Annotated in this window: 15 protein-coding genes; 8 read left to right on the top strand and 7 right to left on the bottom strand. The window is 63.9% G+C overall.

From position 1 onward, the window contains the following. Positions 1–4: 4 nt before the first annotated feature. Positions 5–1,336 (bottom strand): TolC family protein, encoded by a 1,332-nt coding sequence (locus tag P0D68_RS02315; protein WP_408300103.1) that lies wholly within the window; start codon positions 1,334–1,336, stop codon positions 5–7. A gap of 161 nt (positions 1,337–1,497) precedes the next feature. Here P0D68_RS02315 and P0D68_RS02320 point away from each other — a divergent pair, with 161 nt between their 5' ends. Further along, positions 1,498–2,415, top strand: a complete 918-nt coding sequence (locus P0D68_RS02320; RefSeq protein WP_091806981.1) for an NAD(P)-dependent oxidoreductase — start codon at positions 1,498–1,500, stop codon at positions 2,413–2,415. Positions 2,416–2,475: 60 nt separating this feature from the next. Here the strand turns inward: P0D68_RS02320 and P0D68_RS02325 are convergent, their stop codons facing one another. From P0D68_RS02325 to sauS, 3 genes are all read right to left on the bottom strand, one after another. After that, on the bottom strand, positions 2,476–3,858 hold the full coding sequence (locus P0D68_RS02325; protein WP_091806980.1) for an MFS transporter: 1,383 nt from the start codon (positions 3,856–3,858) through the stop codon (positions 2,476–2,478). Positions 3,859–4,031: 173 nt separating this feature from the next. Continuing rightward, positions 4,032–5,693, bottom strand: coding sequence for an AMP-binding protein (locus P0D68_RS02330; RefSeq protein ID WP_408300106.1), 1,662 nt, complete (start codon positions 5,691–5,693; stop codon positions 4,032–4,034). Next, on the bottom strand, positions 5,690–7,135 hold the full coding sequence (sauS, locus tag P0D68_RS02335; RefSeq protein WP_408300108.1) for an acylating sulfoacetaldehyde dehydrogenase: 1,446 nt from the start codon (positions 7,133–7,135) through the stop codon (positions 5,690–5,692). Before sauS ends, P0D68_RS02330 begins: the two co-directional genes overlap by 4 nt. Before the next feature lie 204 nt (positions 7,136–7,339). On the opposite strand from sauS, the gene P0D68_RS02340 reads away from it, so the two are divergent. Then, positions 7,340–8,104 (top strand): IclR family transcriptional regulator, encoded by a 765-nt coding sequence (locus P0D68_RS02340; RefSeq protein ID WP_091806977.1) that lies wholly within the window; start codon positions 7,340–7,342, stop codon positions 8,102–8,104. Positions 8,105–8,115: 11 nt separating this feature from the next. Here the strand turns inward: P0D68_RS02340 and P0D68_RS02345 are convergent, their stop codons facing one another. Together P0D68_RS02345 and P0D68_RS02350 are read right to left on the bottom strand one after the other, a co-directional pair. Further along, positions 8,116–9,426: an MFS transporter gene (locus P0D68_RS02345; protein WP_091806976.1), complete on the bottom strand. Its 1,311-nt coding sequence runs from the start codon at positions 9,424–9,426 to the stop codon at positions 8,116–8,118. Between the two features lie 171 nt (positions 9,427–9,597). Further along, complete coding sequence (locus tag P0D68_RS02350; protein WP_408300111.1) at positions 9,598–11,253, bottom strand: GMC family oxidoreductase; 1,656 nt, start codon at positions 11,251–11,253, stop codon at positions 9,598–9,600. A gap of 206 nt (positions 11,254–11,459) precedes the next feature. Between P0D68_RS02350 and P0D68_RS02355 the strand changes: the two genes are divergently transcribed. Together P0D68_RS02355 and P0D68_RS02360 are read left to right on the top strand one after the other, a co-directional pair. After that, a complete protein-coding gene (locus tag P0D68_RS02355; protein ID WP_408300113.1) occupies positions 11,460–12,296 on the top strand; it encodes an IclR family transcriptional regulator in 837 nt (278 codons plus the stop codon). 130 nt (positions 12,297–12,426) lie between these two features. Further along, positions 12,427–13,179: an IclR family transcriptional regulator gene (locus P0D68_RS02360; protein WP_408300212.1), complete on the top strand. Its 753-nt coding sequence runs from the start codon at positions 12,427–12,429 to the stop codon at positions 13,177–13,179. A gap of 40 nt (positions 13,180–13,219) precedes the next feature. On the opposite strand, the gene pdxR is transcribed toward P0D68_RS02360, so the two are convergent. Continuing rightward, positions 13,220–14,746 (bottom strand): MocR-like pyridoxine biosynthesis transcription factor PdxR, encoded by a 1,527-nt coding sequence (gene pdxR, locus P0D68_RS02365; protein ID WP_408300115.1) that lies wholly within the window; start codon positions 14,744–14,746, stop codon positions 13,220–13,222. A 353-nt stretch (positions 14,747–15,099) separates the two neighbouring features. Between pdxR and tauA the strand changes: the two genes are divergently transcribed. From tauA to phnY, 4 genes are all read left to right on the top strand, one after another. Then, positions 15,100–16,158: a taurine ABC transporter substrate-binding protein gene (tauA, locus tag P0D68_RS02370; protein ID WP_408300117.1), complete on the top strand. Its 1,059-nt coding sequence runs from the start codon at positions 15,100–15,102 to the stop codon at positions 16,156–16,158. Between the two features lie 30 nt (positions 16,159–16,188). Beyond that, a complete protein-coding gene (locus P0D68_RS02375; protein ID WP_408300119.1) occupies positions 16,189–17,004 on the top strand; it encodes a taurine ABC transporter ATP-binding protein in 816 nt (271 codons plus the stop codon). Next, positions 16,997–17,917 carry an ABC transporter permease subunit gene (locus P0D68_RS02380; protein ID WP_408300121.1) on the top strand — a complete coding sequence of 307 codons (921 nt, stop codon included), beginning with the start codon at positions 16,997–16,999 and terminating at the stop codon, positions 17,915–17,917. Before P0D68_RS02375 ends, P0D68_RS02380 begins: the two co-directional genes overlap by 8 nt. A 216-nt stretch (positions 17,918–18,133) precedes the next feature. Next, a complete protein-coding gene (gene phnY, locus P0D68_RS02385; RefSeq protein WP_408300214.1) occupies positions 18,134–19,567 on the top strand; it encodes a phosphonoacetaldehyde dehydrogenase in 1,434 nt (477 codons plus the stop codon). Positions 19,568–19,591: the final 24 nt, after the last annotated feature.

Consider the following 19,591-nt stretch of genomic DNA (forward strand, 5'->3'; position numbering starts at 1 on the left):
TCCTTCACGGTAAGCGTGGCGATGGGTCCGCGGTGTTGCGCGAGGAGACGTCGGCGAGCGGCACGCCGACAATCCGGCCGATGTCGGCGTAGGCAAAGTGCGCGTCGGCCAGTGCCTGCATGTATTGCGACTGGCCCTGGAATAACGTGCGCTGCGCGTCCAGCACATCCAGAAAGGCGAACTTGCCGAGTTCGTAGCCGCGCGACATTGCGTCGAGCGCCTCACGCGCGGCTGGCAGCACGTCGGTTTTCAGGCGCCGTGCTTCCAGATTCGATCTCTCGTAGTTGGCGTAGGCCTGCGTCAGCTCCAGTTGCAAGCGGGCGGTTTCGCTTTCGAAGTCGGCGCTCGCCTTCCCGGCTTTGTGAACCGATTCGAGCAGCGCGCCTTTGTTGGTGTCGAAAATCGGGAGCGGAATCGACACGCCGACCACCGCCTGGTTGCCGGGAACGCCGCCCGTGACGACGCGCTTCATGCCCACGCTGAACGTGACATCGGGGATGCGCTTTGCGCGCTCCACGGAAATCGCGGCGTTGGCCCGCAGCGTCTCCGCCTTTGCGGCGCGCGCAAGCGGCGCGTCGGACAGGTGAGGCAGGAGTTGCGAAAGCGCCCCGATCGCCGGCACGCTTTCAATGTCGCCACTCACCGGGCGTCCTCGCACGAGCGGGCTGCCCGTCACGTTCGCGAGCTTCTCCGCTGCGATCGTCAGCCGCGTGGCGGCGTTGGCCTGTTCGATCTGCACGCCGGTCGCGGCGACCCGCGCCTTCGTCGCCTCCACCGGCGACACCTTGCCGGCCCGCGCGCGTTTTTCCGCCAGTTCCGCCGAGCGCGCCGCGATTTCGGCGGACTCCTGCGCGACCCGCAGCTGACGTTGAGCCGCGAGCACTCCGTAAAACGCGGCGATGACGTCCGCGCGCAGGGCCGCGCCGCGCGCGTCGAGCGATGCAAGCGCCACTTCGCGCCCATAGGACGCGACGTCGAGCCGAGCCTGACGCTTGCCGCCGAGTTCGACGGTCTGGTTGAGCAGCGCCGTCGAAGTGCGATCGGTGCCGCCGAACCCCTCCTGCAGCAGCGAGATCTGTGGATTGGGCCGGGCGCCCGCCTGCATGAACGTCCCGCTCGACGCATCCGCGTCGGCGCGCGCGCCGCGAAGCAACGGGTTGTTCCCGGCCGCGATCCCGAGCGCCTCGTCGAGCGGCAAGGCGAGGCTCTCGCGCGCCGCGGCCTGGGCAGTCGACGGCGCAGGTGGACTGAGCGGCGCAAGCGATGTTGCCGGCTCTCCGTAAGCCGTGCTCACCGCAGCAAGCGCAAGAACGGCAGCAAGGTGACGCGTGAGCATAGGTAGGTGAACCGTTGACCAGGTGCGACCGATGCTACGGCGCTGCCGCAGTGCCAACATGGTGGAAAAATGAGATTTTTGTCATCTTCGGGGCTGCCCGGACGGCCGCACCCTGATAATTACCCCACCCTCCCCAACCCAGCCCAGCTTATGGAGCCCCAATGAATCAACCCATCGCACAGCCCGCCCCATCCACCGTTCGCCGTGTCGCGTTTCTCGGCCTCGGCGTAATGGGCTACCCCATGGCCGGCCATCTCGCGAAAGCAGGCCTCGACGTGACCGTGTACAACAGGACCGCGTCGAAAGCTCAACAATGGGTGTCCGAGTACGGGGGCCGCGCGGCCGGCACCCCGCGGGAAGCCGCGGACGGCGCCGAACTGGTGCTCGCGTGCGTCGGCAACGACGACGATCTGCGCAGCGTCACGCTCGGAGACGACGGCGCGTTTGCCGGCATGGCCTCAGGGTCCGCGTTCGTCGATCACACGACAGCGTCCGCGAACGTCGCGCGCGAACTGGCTGAAATCGCGGGCCGGAAAGGTCTGCACTTCATCGACGCGCCTGTATCCGGCGGTCAGTCCGGCGCGCAGAACGGCAAGCTGACGATCATGTGCGGCGGCGAGCCGGCCATCTTCGAGCAGGCCTCGCCGGTGCTCGCGCACTACGCGGCGGCCGTCACGCTGATTGGTGCCGTCGGCGCCGGGCAACTGGCGAAAATGGTCAATCAGATCTGCATCGCCGGCATGGTTCAGGGGCTCTCCGAAGCGATCAACTTCGGCCAGCTCGCGGGCCTCGACATGCCGCTCGTGCTGCAGGTGATCGGCAAGGGGGCGGCGGCCAGCTGGCAGATGGACAATCGCGGCAAGACCATGATCGACGGCAAGTTCGACTACGGTTTTGCCGTCGACTGGATGCGCAAGGACCTCGGCTTCTGTCTCGACGAAGCGAAGCGCAACGGCGCGTCGCTGCCGGTGACGGCGCTCGTCGACCAGTTCTATGCCGACGTGCAATCGCTCGGCGGCAACCGCTTCGACACGTCGAGCCTGATCTGGCGCTTGCGCGCGCTCAAGCCGGCCAGATGAACCTGGCCGGCGCGCCTCTAGCCGCCGCCTTGCTTCGGTTGCCTGCTTCAGTTGCCTGCTTCACTTGCGCCACCGCAACGGCCGGCGCAAGTGATGGCGCTCCAGCCGCACCGCCGCCCCCGCCGGCAGGAACGACGCCATGCCGCCGAGTTCTCCGCCGGCGGCGCGCTCGCGCTCCTCGTCGGCCTCGACGGTCTTGCCGGTGTCGATGAATAGCGCCGCCACGATACCGACCGCTAGCAGGCCGGCAGAGATATTGAACGGCACGTTGTAGCTGCCGGTCTTCTCGATCAGATAGCCGAATACCACGGGCGACACCATCCCTGCCACGCCGAAGCCCGTGTTCATCATGCCGCCGGCCGTGCCCGCATACTTGCCGGCAATGTCGAGCGGCAAAGTCCACAGCACGGGGTTGGTGATTTCAAGGAAGAAGAACGAAGCCGACAGGAACCACACGGCCGTGAGCGGATCAGTGGCGGAGACCATCGGCAGCAGAAACACCAGCGAGCCGCCCATGCCCACCACCAGCACCGCACAGCGAGCGAAGCGCAAACGGCCGGTCATCTTGTAGAGCTTGTCCGACACCACGCCGCCGAGCGTGTCGCCGACCACCCCCGCGAGCAGCGGCAGCGCGGTGAAAAGCGCCAGTTGCTTGAGATCGAATCCGCGCGACTCGCGCAGATAGGACGGCAGCCAGGTCAGATAGACCCACAGCAGCCAGCCATAGCAGAAGTCGACAAAGGTGACGAGCCACATCCGGCGCACCAGTTTGCGCCACGGTGTAGCCGCGTGCTTCGCGCGGTCGCAATCGCCGGCGCGGTAGCCGATTTCTGCGGTTTCCTCGGGCGTGATGCGCCGGTTCTGCTCCGGCGAGTTAGTGAATACGAAGAGATAAAGTACGGTCCACGCGAGGCTCGCGATGCCGAGCAGAATGAACGCGTCGCGCCAGCCACCCGTGGCCACCACGGCCAGTACGAGCGGCGGCGTGACCGCGCCGCCCAGACGCGCGAAGCTGTGGGTAATGCCCTGCGCGAAGCCACGCTCGGCGACCGGCATCCAGTAAGTAAAGGCGCGCGTCGCGGTAGGAAACGCGCCGCCTTCGCCGACACCGAGCGCGAAGCGCATCAGGACCAGCATCGTGACGCTGCCCGCGAAGCCCGTAGCCAGCGTGGCCACGCCCCAGATCAACGAAAGCACCGTGAGCACCAGTTTCGGACCGAACTTGTCGGCGAGCCAACCGCCAACAATTTGCATCGCCGCATACGGATAGGCGAAGGCCGAGAACACCAGGCCGAGCTGAACGGTCGTGAGGCCCATCTCGTGACGGATCAACGGACCGGCCACGGCAATGTTCACGCGATCGATGTACGAGATGAAATACATCAGGCACATGACCGCCAGGATGATATGGCGTGTCTTGACACGCCGGATACGGGTTTCCATGCTGTCTCCTGTCGACCAGAGCTGGCGCGTGGGCGCTTACCCTGATCCCATGCAAAGGTTGGCTGTCTCTTTTATGTGTAACGACCGCGGCCTTGCCGGCCATACGATCTACCGCGTTGCGCCCGGTGCCGTGACCCGGCCCGCGCTTGCCGCCGCCGACCGGCGGCGCGCCGTCAAGTGGGCACCAGCTTGAGGCGCTGCACCTTGCCCGAAGGGCCGCGCGGCAGTTCGTCGACGAAACGGAACTCCTTCGGCGTCTTGTAGCGACCCAGCTCGCGCACGCAGTGTTCGCGCAGGTCCGCCGGATCAGGTGCGGCCCGTCCGTCGCTCAGACGCGGCACCACGAAGGCGACGATCTCCTGACCGTAGGCCGGATCGGGCACACCGACCGCAGCGGCATCCAGCACATCGGGATGCCGCAACAACGCTTCATCGATTTCGCGCGGCGCTATGTTCTCGCCGCCCTTGATGATCAGTTCCTTGGCGCGGCCGTTGATGTAGAAATAACCGTCCGCATCGCGATAACCGAGGTCGCCGGTGCGCAGCCAGCCATCCGCGGTAAATGCCGCCGCCGTCTCTTCGGGCCGCTTGTAATAGCCGCCCATCACCTGCTCGCCGCGCAACACCAGTTCGCCGCATTCGTTGGCGGCGCACTCACGCCCTGCCCGGTCGATCACCCGCGCCTCGCCACCCGAAGGCAGACCGATGCTCCCGATACGCCGCCGGGCCATTTCATACGGATTGCTAAAAACCGGTGCGGCGGTTTCCGTCATACCCATGGTTTCGATCACGCCGATCCCGAAGCGCGCTTCGAACGCGCGATGATGATCGGCGGGCAAAGCCGCCGACGCGCTGCGGCAAAACTTCAGCGCCGACAGATCGTAGGTGCACGCTTCGTCGGCATTGAGCAGATAGGCGACGATGGTCGGCACCACGTTGATCCATGTGCAGGCATGAAGTGCGACATCGCGCCAGAACGTCCGCGCGGAGAAGCGCGATGTCATGACTGCCGAGCCGCCATGGAACAGTGGCGCGAGCAAGGTCACGACAAGTCCGTTGATGTGATAAAGCGGCAACGATGCAAGCACGCGATCGTCGGAGCTCAGGCGGTGTTCGACGCTGATATTGCGGGCATTGGCAACCAGGTTGCGATGCGTCAGCAGAACGCCTTTGGGCGTGCCCGTGGTGCCCGAGGTGTACATCAGCAACGCGACGTCGTCAGCGGCCGGCTCATGCGCCGACGCGCTGTCCGGCGCGCATTGTGGATCGCGCGTCGCGGACGCAGGTGCCAGCGCGGCTGTAACGGACCTGGCCGCCATAGGCGCGCCCGTTTCAGCCAGAGCGGGCTCGCGCCTGGCGAGAGAAGGCGGCTCGGCTTGCACCGGGTCGGTCTCGATCAACGCGATCTCGCGGGTCAGCCCGGCGGTGCGCAACTCGGCGACGGCCGTATCGATTACCGCGTGCGTGTCGCGTCCGGCGAAGATCATCCGCGTATCGGAGTGGTCGACGATATAGCGCACCTGCGATGGCTGGCACAGCAGATTGAGCGGATTCGCGACGAGCCCGCTGTACATGGCCGCGAGCAAAAGACGGGCGGTCTGGATGCCGTTGCCCATGAACACGGAAATGACGTCGCCCGGCCGCAGCCCGGCTTCACTGAAGCGTGCCTCCAGCACGCGGCAGTCGTCGCGCAATTCGCGAAACGTCAGCACAGTCGCGCGCCGGTCGGGGACCGCCGGTTCATCGTCGTCGAGTGCGGCCAGCAGGAATGGCTTGTCCGGATGCTGCGCGGCGCGCTCGTCGATCAGCGCGCGAATCGTGGCGGGCGTGTTCATCGGCCGTACCTCGCGAAGAAGTCACCGAGCAATTCGTCCGTTTCCGGCACGCGCTCTTCGATCGGATAGGCGACCCGCGTGGTGTTCAGATAGTGGCGAAAGCCCAGATTGCCGGAGAAGTTATTGCGCCCCCACGTGCCGCAGCCCATCGACAGCGAAAACGGCAAGCCGTTATCGAAGTTGCCGCCCGTGGCGAGGCAATGCGCCTGATTCACGATCACGCGCGCCACGGGCAATGTGAGCCCGAGCTGGACCGCTTGCGCCGCATCGCTTGAATGCAGTCCGACCGAGTGACCGGCCCCCATATACGTATAGATGCCGCGCACCACTTCGGCCGCCGCATCGAAGCCGGCGGCACGATACACCGCAAGAACCGGCGAGAGTTTTTCGCCGGAGAACGGATAGTCGCTGCCCGCGCCGCTTTCTTCCACCATCAGAAATTTGGGGTGGCGCGCCGCCACTTCGTCGAGGCCCGCAACGCGCGCAATCACCTCCGCGGACTTCGCCGTGCATTGTTCGGAGAGCTTGCCGTTGACCCACATCACCGCTTGCAAACGGGCTTTCCCGGCAGCGTCGAGGAGCACGCCGCCGCACGCGGCGAGTTCGGCGAGCATCGGTGCATAGATTGCGTCTTCGATCACGATGCTGTTTTCCGACGAACAGCTCGTTGCGTTGTCGAACGTTTTCGAGCGCAGAATCTTGCGCGCCGCATCATGCAGATCGGCGGACGCGGTCACAATCGAAGCGACGTTGCCCGCGCCCACGCCGAACGCAGGCGTCCCGCTTGCATACGCCATACGCACGTTCGCCTGCGAGCCGGTCGCCACGACCAGATCGCACTGCCGCATCAGCGCGGCCGTCGCCGCCTTGCTGATCGGCGCGGGCAGCATCTGCACGAGGTCGGCATCGATACCCGCTTTGGCGAATTGCGCATGAATGAATCCAACCAGCAGCGCGCAGGACGAGTAACCTTTGGGCGACGGCGCGACGATTACCGCATTGCCGCATTTGAGCGCGTTGATGATCTTGTTGGCGGGCGTCGCCGCCGGATTGGTCGAGGGCGTGATCGCCGCCACCACGCCGACGGCTCGCGCGATTTCGACGATACCGTTTTCCTTGTCCTCGGCAATCACGCCGGTGGTCTTCTGTGCGTGCAGATCGCGCAGCAGGCCCAGCGTTTTGCGATAGTTCTTGCGGAATTTGTCGTCGGCATTGCCGAGACCCGTATCGTCTACGGCGCATTGCGCCAGTTGCCGGTTGCGCGCCGGCTCCATGATGGCCCATGCGGCGGCTGCGGCGGCGGTGTCGAGCACCTGTTGCCCCGCATTCTCGAAAGCGCGCTGCGCCGCGCGTGCCCTCGCAACGAGCGCTGCAACGATGCGCTCGGCTTCGCCGTCCGCATGGTGCCCCGCGATTTCGACTCCTGTGGCTCTGACGTTCATATGGGTTCGCTCCGCGTGAATAGATTGATTGCAGTGCTATCAATCTAGCCAGCGGTGCTTTGGGCGAAGTCCCGTTTTTCGAGCTATCCATTGCAATGCGTTTGCCCGCATCGGAAAACGCAAAATTCGGTACTTTCCATAGTCCCGAAAAACAATGAAGTCGATGCAAAATCAACCCTGTGAACACGCGGACGAGGAAGTGGAATGTCGACGTCAAACCAGTCGAATGCAGCCGCAGTACGCGCGTTTCGCGTTCTCGAAACGCTTGCCGAAGCGGGCGGCCCGCTTTCGATGACGGAACTCGTCAACGCGCTCGGCCTGCCCAAGCAGACCGTCCACCGGATCCTCGTGCAACTGATGGATGCGTGGCTCGTCACGCGCGGCGCGGGCGACCGTCTTTACGAATGTTCGCCGCGCGTGCGCATGCTCGCCGTCAACGTGTTGATGCATGCGGGACCGGCGGCCGCCCGCCACGTGCTGCTCGAACAACTGGTGGCGAAAATCGGCGAGACCTGCAATCTGACCATGCTCTCCGGCAACGATGTCGTCTACGTGGATCGCGTCGAAACCGAGTGGCCGCTGCGCATGCACCTGCAGCCGGGCTCACATGTGCCGCTGCATTGCTCGGCGAGCGGCAAGCTGTTGCTCAGCTTTCTGCCGAAGGACCGACGCGAGCGCGTCATTGAAACGCTGCCGCTGCGCGGCTATTCCGAGCGAACGATTACCGATCGCGACGCGTTGCGCAAGGAACTGAGCACCACCCGGCGCCGGCTGCTTGCAATCAACAATCAGGAACATCTGCAAGGGCTGATCGCGATTGCCGTGCCCGTGATGCTGGATCGCAATCGCGCCTGCGCGGCAATTGCCGTGCAGGCGCCGGTGGGAAGAGTCACGCTCGACGATCTGCTCGCCTTCGTGCCCGATCTGCGCTACGCGGCGGAAGAGACCGCGAAGACGTTTCGGGAATGACGCCGCGCGGGTTATGACCTTGCATGGACGACCGCGTCGAAGGAGCCCGCCCGCTTTCTTTCGATCGCACGCACCGAAAGCGCTGATATCAAGGCCGAGAACAGCACATACGCGCACACTGTCCAAGGCTTGCCGCCGTTCAGTCGCATCAGGATCGTCGCAATGATCGGGGTGAGCCCACTCGCGAAAATGCCCGAGAACTGATACACGAACGAGATACCCGTATAGCGCACTTCGGCGTCGAATAGTTCGGCAAACAATGCCGCCTCCGGACCGTACACCATCGCGTAGAAGATGCCGAACGGCACCACGATCGCAGCCCAGATCAACAGCGTGTTGGCCGGCTGCATTTCGATTAGCCAGAAAGCCGGAAACACCGATAAGCCGCAAATCAGCGAACCCCAGAAATAAACGCGCGTACGGCCGAGCTTGTCAGACATGCTGCCGAACAGCGGGATGAAAAAGCACATCACGCCGGCCGCGATCATTACGCCGAGCAACGCGTCGGTGCGGCTCATCGAGACATGTTGCGTGAGGTAGCCGATCGAAAAGACGGCGAAGATATTGAAGAACACGCCGTCGATATAACGCGCGCCCATGCCGAGCATCACGGAACCGCGATAGCGCGTCATCATGTCGACGAACGGAATCTTCGCTTCGCGCCGATTGCGTTTGAGCGCGATGAATTCGGGCGTTTCCATCACCTTGGCGCGAATATAAAGGCCGATCAGAACCAGACCGAGCGACGCGCCGAACGCGATCCGCCAGCCCCACGACAGGAACGCCGCTTCGGGCAGCAAACGCGAGAGGCTCGCCACCATTCCCGATGCAAGGCATAACCCGATCGACAGACCGATCTGCGGCAGACTCGCATATAACCCGCGCTGTGCCGGAGGGGCATATTCATACGCCATCAAGACCGCGCCGCCCCATTCGCCGCCGAGCCCGATGCCTTGCAGCACGCGCAGCGACAACAGCAGGATCGGCGCCCAGATGCCGATCTGCGCGTAGGTCGGCACGAACGCGACGCCTGCCGTCGAGATTCCCATGATGATGAGTGTCAGGATCAGCGCCGACTTGCGACCGATGCGGTCGCCGAAATGGCCGAATATCACGCCGCCGAGTGGCCGCGTCACGAATCCCACCGCAAACGTCGAATACGCAAGCAGCGTCGACACCAGCGGATCGTTAGCCGGAAAATAGAGCTTATTGAAAACGATGCCGGCGACAACGCCGTAAAGAAAAAAGTCATACCATTCGACGGTCGCTCCGATCACGCTGGCGAACGCAACGCGGCGGATAGCACGGGGATCGATTGCCATAGCAGCAGCTCCTCAATGGAGGGCCGTCCCGCCTGTGTCGACAGGCGGCCGGCCAATAACCCCAGTTGTCTCCTCCGGGGCGGTTTATGTGCAGACCGCAAACCGCCCATTCACCGGACGACTCGCGGCTGCGTATTGCGGCGGACCATGCCCGCCGTCGTGTTGCACCTGCTATGCGGCCACTTTCGCCGCCGGCGTCGTCGCCACACCACGATCAACGCCGCTTGCGTCATGCAGAATCATGTCCGACGCTTTTTCGGCCACCATCACGATCGGCACATTCGTATTGCCCGATACGAGCGTCGGCATGATCGAGCAATCGACCACGCGCAGCCCCTGCGTGCCGTACACGCGCAGGCGCTCGTCGACCACCGCGAGCGGATCGCCGGCCGTGCCCATCTTTGCTGTACCAGATGGGTGGAAAATTGTCTGTCCGTACTCGCGGCAGAAGTCCAGCAGTTCATCGTCGGTCTGCGCGTGCGCGCCCGGCCGCACCTCGCGTTTCATCAGCGACGCCATCGGCTCCGCGGCCGCGACGCGGCGCGCGAAACGCACGCCGGCGATCGTCGTGCGCCGGTCCAGATCGGTGTCCAGATAGTTCGGCTGGATGGACGGCGCTTCGCGCGGATCCGCGCTGCGAATGCGCACCACGCCGCGCGATTCGGGGCGCAACTGGCAGATCGAGTAAGTGCAGCCAGGAAAGTCGTGAACATTGCCGCCGGCGGAATCAGCCGACAAGGTCGAGAAATGGAACTGGATGTCCGGTGTCGCAGATTCCTCCGGCAATGCCCGGCAGAACATGCCACCCTGGTTGATGCCGACCGCGAGCGGACCGCCGCGCATCAGCGCCCATTGCAGCCCCATCCTGGCGCGCCCCGTCCACGACCGCAGTAGATCGTTGGTCGTGATCGGTTTCGTCACTTCATAGATCAGGCGGATTTGCAGATGATCCTGCAGGTTCTCGCCGACGCCCGCGCGATTGGCGACCACAGGAATGCCGAACTCGCGCAGCAGCGCGGCCGGTCCCACGCCGGACAGTTGCAGCAATTGCGGAGACTGGAGCGCCCCCGCGGTCAGGATGACTTCGCGACTGGCGCGCACTTCCCGCAACTCGCCGTGTTGCCGATACTGCACGCCACAGGCGCGGGTTCCCTCGAACAGAATCTTCGACGCCATCGCGTCGGTTTCCACACGCAGGTTCTTGCGCTGCCGCGCGGGCTTCAGATAAGCCACGGCGGTCGAGCACCTGAAGCCGCGACGGGTAGTCAGCTGATAGTAGCCGACGCCTTCCTGATCGCCCGTATTGAAGTCGTCGATGGTTGCCACGCCTAACGAATTCGAGGCCGCGATAAACGCGTCGACCAGTTCGTGCCGCTGCTTGATCGTCGAGGCCCACAGCGGGCCGTCCACACCGCGCGTCGGGCCTTCGCCCAATTCGTTGTGTTCCAGCCGCCTGAAATACGGCAGGCAGTCTTTCCAACTCCAGCCGCGATTGCCGAGCCTCGCCCAATGATCGTAATCGTCCTTCTGCCCGCGCACATAGATCAGACCATTGATCGAACTGCTGCCGCCCAGCGTGCGGCCGCGCGGCCAGTAGAGCCGGCGGTTGTGCATGTTCGGATCGGGATCGGTATAGAAGCCCCAGTTGTAGACCGGGTGAAACATCGTCTTGCCATAACCGATAGGGATATGAATCCACATGAAGCGATCGGCGGGGCCGGCTTCGAGTAGACATACCGAGTAGCGGCCGCCTTCGGAAAGCCGGTTGGCCAGCACGCAACCCGCCGATCCCGCGCCGACGACCACAAAGTCGAATCGGTCTGCCATGTGAAGTGTCTCCTGCATGTTTTATAAAAAACCGGTATGTTTCGTTGAAATTTATGTTCAGCCGGTTTCCTGTTCAAGAGATTCCCGCTAATATCGGCGCATGTGAAACAGAAACAGCTGTTTTTGTTTCACTTTTAGAAATTGCCGACCGGCGTGCGCAGCGCACGTGGACGCCGGCCAGTCACTGATCGGGAGCAAGGAAGCGTATGCAAGCACACTGCCCGTCGCCGCGCAGCGAATCCGTGGCCGAGGACTCACGGGCTTTGCGCGCCTTGGCCGTGCTCGAACAACTCGCGGCCGCGGGGCAGCCGTTTTCGCTATCGCAACTCTCGCTGCGCCTGCATATTCCCAAAGCGACGCTGATGCGGCTGATCGAATCACTCGAAGCTCAGGGCTACGTCACGCATCTGCCCGACTCGCGCGGCACGGATCGCGGCATCACGCTGGGGCCGAAAGCGGCGCAACTCGCGCTCACCACGCTGTCCAACAACACGTTTGGGCGGGCCTGCCGTTCGCTGCTGCGCTCGCTGGTGGACGCGCTCGGCGAGACCTGCAACCTCACCGCGCTCGATCGCGACACCGTGCTCTATCTGGAGCGCGTGGAGACCACTGAACCGCTGCGGCTGCATTTGCAGCCCGGCACGCGGGTGCCGTTGCACTGCACCGCCAGCGGCAAACTGTTCCTCTCGCAGATGCCGCCGGCCGAACGCCGCCTCGTGCTCGCGCGGCTGACGCTGGAGCGACGAACGCAAGGCACGCTGACGGAATTGAATCTGCTGGAGGCGGAACTCGACCGCCTCGCCGTGCGCGGTATCGGCATCGACAACGAGGAACTGGTGCGCGGCATGGTGGCGGTCGCGGTGCCGGTGCGAGATACCACCGACGGGCACGTGCTCGCCTCGCTGGCGATTCACGCGCCGACCGCGCGCGCGAGTCTGAACGACCTGCTGAAGACCGTACCCCGACTCAAGGACGCGGCGCTGAAGCTCGCCCCACTCTTATCCGCAGGGCCTTCTGCGGAGCATGCGCACCATGAGCGCTGAGGCTTTCCCCATGAGCGATCCATTCGATCCGCAGGACTCCGCCGCAACTGTCCGGCCCGGCGGCGTGAAGGCCGGGCGGCCCAAAGCGGAGTTGTACAATGACGCCGATCCATTTTCCGGAACGGCAGGCATGACCAAAGCGGATACTCCGACGCTGCGCGCGTTTGCGCTGCTCGAACACCTCGTCAACTCGGACGGCCCGGTATCGCTCGCCGATATTGCGCAGGACGTCGCGCTGCCCAAGGCGTCGCTGCATCGCATGCTCGCTTCGCTGGAAGCCGGCGGTCTCGTGATCCGCGAGCCCGGCCAGAAAAACGCCTATGTAATCGGGCCGCGGCTCGCGCAGCTCGCGTTAGGCGTGGTGATGCATTCCGGCGCGCGGCGCCTGCGTCACGCGATTCTCGCGCGTCTGGTGGCCGATCTCGGCGAGACCTGCAACCTCACCATGCTGCATGAAACCGAGGTGCTGTATCTCGACCGGATGGAAGCGCCGTGGCCCTTGCGCCTCGATCTCAAACCCGGCTCGCACGTCCCCGCGTATTGCAGTGCGAGCGGCAAACTGCTGCTGGCCATGCTGCCGCGCGAACAGCGCTCGGCGCTCGTGCGCGCACTGAAACTCGAACGCTTCACGCAGAACACCATCACCGATCCGGAACTGCTCGAGGCGGAACTCGACCGGACCGCGCACAAGCGCATTGCGATCGATAACGAGGAGTTTCTGGCCGGCATCGTATGCGTGGCGGCGCCGGTCGTCGATGAGAACGGCACCTGTATCGCGGCGGTCGCCGTGCATGCGCCGGTCTCGCGCGCGCCGCTGTCGCGCGCGCTCGAATTCGTGCCGCGTCTTCAGGAAGCCGCGCGGGAACTCGCGTCCACCTTCTGACACGAGCCCCTTTCTCTGCCATACCCGCTGCCGGGTATGTTCATGACGCAGGCTTCTGCTGGCGCACGAGTTCGGCCAGCAGGCGCACGCCCGCCTCGATCTTGTCGAGCTTGATCGCCGAGAAGCCCATCCGGAAGCAGTGCTTCTGCTCCAGTCCGGTCATGAAGAACACACCGCCTGATTCGATCAGAATGCCGTGCTGTTCGGCGTCGGCGGCGAGGCGCACGGCGTCGAGCCACGGCGGCCCTTCCACCCAGCACGACGCGCCGCCCGTAATCGGGATGTAGCGCGCTTCGGGCATGTATGTGTCGAGCGCCGCCATCAACGCCAGCGCACGCTCGCGATAAGCGTGGGCGAGCCTGCGCAGCAGCGCGTCATGATGGCCGAGCGCGAGAAACGTCGCGAACGCACGCTGAATGTATGCCGCCGGATGCCGCACCATCAGACGGCGTAACGCGCGCAACTCATGCACCAGTTCGCGCGGACCCACGATATACCCGAGCCGCAAGCCGGGCGCGAACGTCTTCGACAGACTGCCGATGTAGATCACGCGATCAGCCTTGTCCAAACTCTTGAGCGCCGGGTGCGGCATGCCTGAAAAATTGTTCTCGCTTTCGTAGTCGTCTTCGATCAGCACGAAATCGTGCTCTTGCGCGAGTTCGAGCAACGCATGCCGGCGATCGATCGGCATGGTGGCCGTGGTCGGGCACTGGTGGCTCGGCGTCACGTAGACGTAATCGCATTGAGCAAAAAGCTGCGCGTCCTCGACGGGGCGCACGCCGCCCGCATCGACCGGCAACGGCACCAGTTGCGCATTGCGGTTCTCGAAGATATTGCGCGCGTCCGGATAGCCGGGGTTTTCGAATCCCACCGTGGTGCGCTCGCGCGCGAGCAGATCGGCCACCAGATATAACGCCTGCTGACAGCCGATCGTGATGACGATTTCATCCGGCATCGCGAACACGCCACGTCGCGGCAGCACACGCGTGCGAATCTGCTGGATCAGCGTGTCGTCGTCGCGGCCGATCAGATCCGGCGCCCAGTTGCGGATCTCCATCACTGAAAGCGCCTTCATGCAGCACTCACGCCAGTCGTTGGTCGGAAAGAGCGACTGGTCGAACTGCCCGTAGATAAATGGATATTCGTAGTCCTGCCAGTTGCCCGGCTTGACAATGTTGCGCTGCGCGGAGGGCCGCCGCTGCACACGGTGCGCCCAGTCGGGCCGCGCGGGCGCGGTGCCATGCTCGCCGCCGGGGACCGACTGCGACGGCTTGAAACCGTGGCGCCCCTCCAGCATCGCCGGATTGACGAAGTGCCCGCTGCGCTCGCGCGAAATCAGATAGCCCTCTTCCACGAGTTGCTGGTACGCCAGCACGACCGTATTTCTCGCGACGCTCAATTGATCGGCCAGTTCGCGGCTGGACGGCAGCGCGGTTTGCGGCGGCAGTTGGCCGTCCAGAATCGCGGCCACCAGCATCTGGCGAATCTGCCCTTGCAGGCTCATGTTCGAGTCGCTGGGACGCTGAAAACGCTGCGTCCAAAGGGCCGTCGCTGTACGGCTAGACATGCTTCCTCCTGAAAGTGAACAGGCCGCGCCGGCCATCGCGTCGCTCTTCGGCACAGCCGCCTGTCGCGATAGCAGTCATGGCGCGGGCCGGCCAGAGCGGCTTCGGATCCGGTCCGCGTTGGGTCCGGGTCGGTTCCCGATCTGGCTTGCGATCGGGTCCTGAGAGGTCCCCGAGCAGTCCCTGAGCGATCCCCGATTGCCATGTGGACTCAACGATCGGCGCCGTCTGGCACTAACTTGCCCGATTTTTTACTGACGATACTCGACTCACCCCGTCCACCGCGATCGGGACAAGCACCGGTCGTATCCACACGACTTCCATGCTCCATAGACAGCCACTTTTGAGACCTATTATGAAACGCCATAAAAGCCCGACCTCACGACCGTGGTTCCAATGGACGGCACGCTGCGTCCTGTCGCTGGTTTTCGCCGCCACGGCGAGCCTCGTGGCGACGCCCAGCCATGCGCAAGAAAAGGAAATCACGATCGCCTATCAGCAGATCGTCGACCCGTGGGTGGTCGGCATCGCGAACGGGTCGATCGAAAAGGCCACCGGCTACAAGATCAACTGGCGGCAATTCGAATCAGGCGCGAAAGTCGCGACCGCGCTGGCATCCGGTGACGTCAAGGTTGGCGTGATCGGTTCGAGCCCGCTTGCCGCCGCCGTGAGCCAGGGTCTCGACCTGCAGCTCTTCTGGATTCTCGACAACATCAACCAGGCTGAAGCGATGGTGGCGCGCAATGGCTCCGGCGTGACGAAGCCCGCGGATCTGAAGGGCAAGACCATCGGCGTGCCGTTCGTGTCGACGACTCACTATCACACCATGTTCGCGCTGCAGCACTGGGGCATCAATCCGTCTGACCTGAAGATTCTCAACATGCAGCCCAATCAGATCGTCGCGGCCTGGGCGCGCGGCGACATCGACGCCGCCTACGTGTGGGATCCGGCACTCGCGGAACTGAAGAAAAGCGGCAAGGTGCTGATCACGTCCGGCGACCTCTCGAAGCTCGGCAAGCCGACCTTCGACGGCATTGCGGTCGATCGCAAATGGGGCGAGGACCATAAAGACTTCATGGCCAAACTCGTCAAGGCAATCGCCGACGCCGACCAGCAGTACCGCAGCAATCCGTCGCAATGGAGCGCGACCTCGCCGCAAGCCGCCGCCATCGCGAAGATGATCGGCGGCTCGCCGGCGGACGTGCCGGGGTCGCTGTCGCTGTATGCCTTCCCCACGCTCGGCGAGCAGGCGTCCGCGCAATGGCTGGGTGGCGGCACGGCGAGCCGCGCCGCGCTCGCGCTGAAGGACACCTCGGAGTTCCTGAAAAGCCAGAAGCAGATTGGCGCCGTCCTGCCGGACTACTCGAAATTCGTGACGCCGGCTTACGCCGAAGCCGCCGCGCAACTCAAATGACGTAACCGTGATCCGGAATCAGGAGGCAACATGGAAAACATGACTGTCAGGAACGTGAGCGTGGTGTTCCCGGGGCGCCGGCCAGGTCAGACCGTGCAGGCGCTCGACGATATCAACCTGACTATCCGCTCAGGCGACTTCGTCGTCGCACTGGGGGCGTCCGGATGCGGCAAGACCACGCTGTTGTCGCTCATGGCCGGCTTCATCGCGCCGAGCCGGGGCGAGTTGCTGCTCGGCGGCGAACCGATTGCGGGGCCGGGCGCGGACCGCGGCGTGGTGTTCCAGAAGCATGCGCTATTGCCGTGGCTCAACGTGATCGACAACGCGGAATTCGGTCTCAAACTGCAAGGCGTGCCGCGCGCGCAGCGGCGCGAAATCGCCGTGCGCAACCTCGCGCTGGTCGGCTTGCAGGACTTCCACAAGCACATGATCTATCAGCTCTCGGGCGGGATGCAGCAGCGTGTCGGCATTGCCCGCGCGCTCACCTGCGATCCGGCAATGCTGCTGATGGACGAGCCGATGGCCGCGCTCGACGCACTCACCCGCGAAACCATTCAGGAATTGCTGCTCGATGTCTGGAAGAAGACCAACAAGATGTTTTTCTTTATCACGCACAGCGTGGAGGAGGCACTCTTCCTTGCGAGCCGTCTGATCGTGATGTCGCCGCGTCCCGGCCGGATCACCCATACCTACGAACTGGACTTCAATCGCCGTTTTCTCGAAACGCGCGACGCACGGGCGATCAAATCGAGTCCCGATTTCATCGCCATGCGCGAGCGTGTCCTCAACATCATTTACGGCGACGAGAAGATGCACGCCGCCGAGGCCGGAGTCGCTCATGTTTAGTTCAAAATCCGCTCAGGCCGTTCTGCACGGCGAGGCCGCCCCCATGGAGACGAACACGCCGGCACGGCCGCCTCGGCGACCGGGGCGCGGGCCTCGCATGCTCGCGAAGAAACCCGCCCGGCCCGGCGATACGTTCGGCGTGCCGGGGCAAGGCAGCAGCGTCGCCACGAGCCTCATCACGGTGGCCGCATTTGTCGGACTCTGGTTCGCGGCGACCAATCTGCACTGGATCAAGCCGCTCTTTCTGCCGTCGCCGCAGGCCGTCTACGCGAAGTTCATCTTTGTCGCCACCGAAGGTTTCGCCAATTCCACGCTCGCGCAGCACACGGGTATCAGCCTGTTGCGGGTCTTCGGCGCATTCCTGCTCGCCTGCGTGAGCGCGATCCCCGTCGGCGTGATGATGGGCGTGTCGCGCTTCGCGCGCGGCGCGTTCGATCCGCCGATCGAGTTCTACCGCCCGTTGCCGCCTCTCGCCTATTTGCCGCTCATCATCATCTGGTTCGGCATCGGCGAATTTTCGAAGGTGCTGCTGATTTACCTCGCCATTTTCGCGCCGCTCGCCATTGCGGCCCGTGCAGGCGTGCGCTCGGTTTCGATCGAACAGATTCACGCCGCGTATTCGATGGGCGCCTCGCGCACCCAAGTGGTCCTGTACGTGATCCTGAAGTCGGCGATGCCGGAGATCTTCACCGGCATGAGAATCGGCATCGGCGTCGGCTGGACGACACTGGTGGCCGCCGAAATGGTCGCATCGACCAGCGGCCTCGGCTTCATGGTGCTCAACGCAGCGGAATTTCTGGCGAGCGACGTGGTCATCATGGGGATTATCGTGATTGGCTTCTTCGCGCTCTGCTTCGATCTGCTGATGCGTTATATCGAGCGCGTGCTGGTGCCCTGGAAAGGCAGGGTCTGACAAGGCGTCGCCGTGCTTCACTCACAAGGGCCTGCGGGCCCTTTCTCTTTCGCTTCAGCGTCGCAGTGATACGGCGCTGGACTCAGCGACTCCCCCAAGCTGGCTCTACCCCGTTGCCGTGCGCAACGGCAATATCGGTCGCAACGGTAAGGCAGTTGTCTTACGCGATCGTCAATCCAGTCAGGGGGCCACGTGAACGCCATCGTCAAACCAGGCATGTCTTTTGGGGTTCGACACGAGACCATGCGCATCGGCGGTGAAAAGATCACGCGCGCGGAAGTCATCGAGGTATTCAATCCCTATACGCGCGAGCTCGTCGGCACGGTTCCGAAAGCCACGGTAGACGACGTGCGGCACGCTTTCGACTACGCGCACGCATATCGCGCCAGCCTCACACGCTATGAGCGCGCGCGGATCCTGCGGCGCGCGGCGGATATGGTGCGCGAGCGGACCGGCGAAATCGCCGCTCTGATCACCGCCGAATCCGGGCTCTGCAAGAAAGATTCGCTATACGAAGCGGGCCGCGTCAGCGACGTATTGATCTTCGGCGCCGCCGAGGCGCTGAAGGACGACGGCCAGATTTTCTCCTGCGATCTGACGCCGCACGGCAAACAGCGCCGCGTCTATACGCAGCGCGAGCCGCTGCTCGGCGTGATCTGCGCGATCACGCCGTTCAATCATCCTATGAACCAGGTGGCGCACAAGATCGTGCCATCCATCGCCACCAATAACCGGATCGTCGTCAAACCGTCCGAGAAAGTGCCACTGTCCACCTGCCTGCTCGCCGACATTCTCTACAGCGCCGGCCTGCCGCCACAGATGCTCCAGGTGGTCACGGGCGACCCGAAAGACATTGCGGACGAACTCATTACAAACCGGCACGTCGACCTCATTACGTTCACGGGCGGGGTCGCCATCGGCAAACACATCGCGAACAGGATGGGTTATCGGCGCGCGGTGCTCGAACTGGGCGGCAACGATCCGCTCATCGTGATGGAAGACGCGGACCTCGACGAGGCGAGCACGTTGGCCGTTTCCGGCTCGTACAAGAACTCCGGGCAGCGCTGCACCGCCATCAAGCGGATGCTCGTGCACGAAGCGGTGGCGGATCGCTTCGTTGAATTGCTGGTGGAAAAGAGTCGCGCGATACGTTACGGCGATCCGGCCGATCCCACTACCGACATGGGCACCGTGATCGACGAGGACGCCGCGATCTTCTTCGAAGCGCAGGTCAACGACGCCGTCAATCGCGGCGCGAAGCTGCTGCTCGGCAACGTGCGCCGCGGCGCGCTTTATTCGCCGACCGTGGTCGATCGCGTCACGCCGGATATGCCGCTCGTGCGATATGAAACTTTCGGTCCAGTTTCGCCGGTCATCCGCTTCCGCGATATCGACGAAGCGATCCGGATTTCCAACTCGACGGACTACGGCCTGTCCTCTTCCGTCTGCACGAACCGGCTCGATTACATCACGCGATTTATCACGGAATTACAGGTGGGCAGCGTGAACGTGCGCGAGGTGCCCGGCTACCGCCTCGAACTGACGCCGTTCGGCGGCATCAAGGACTCGGGGCTCGGCTACAAGGAAGGCGTTCAGGAAGCGATCAAGAGCTTCACCAACGTGAAGACGTACTCGTTGCCGTGGCTGTGACAGCGCAGCCACGGCCATTTGCCA

It is taken from the genome of Paraburkholderia sp. RL17-380-BIE-A (genome assembly GCF_046028085.1).
Taxonomy (GTDB): Bacteria; Pseudomonadota; Gammaproteobacteria; order Burkholderiales; family Burkholderiaceae; genus Paraburkholderia.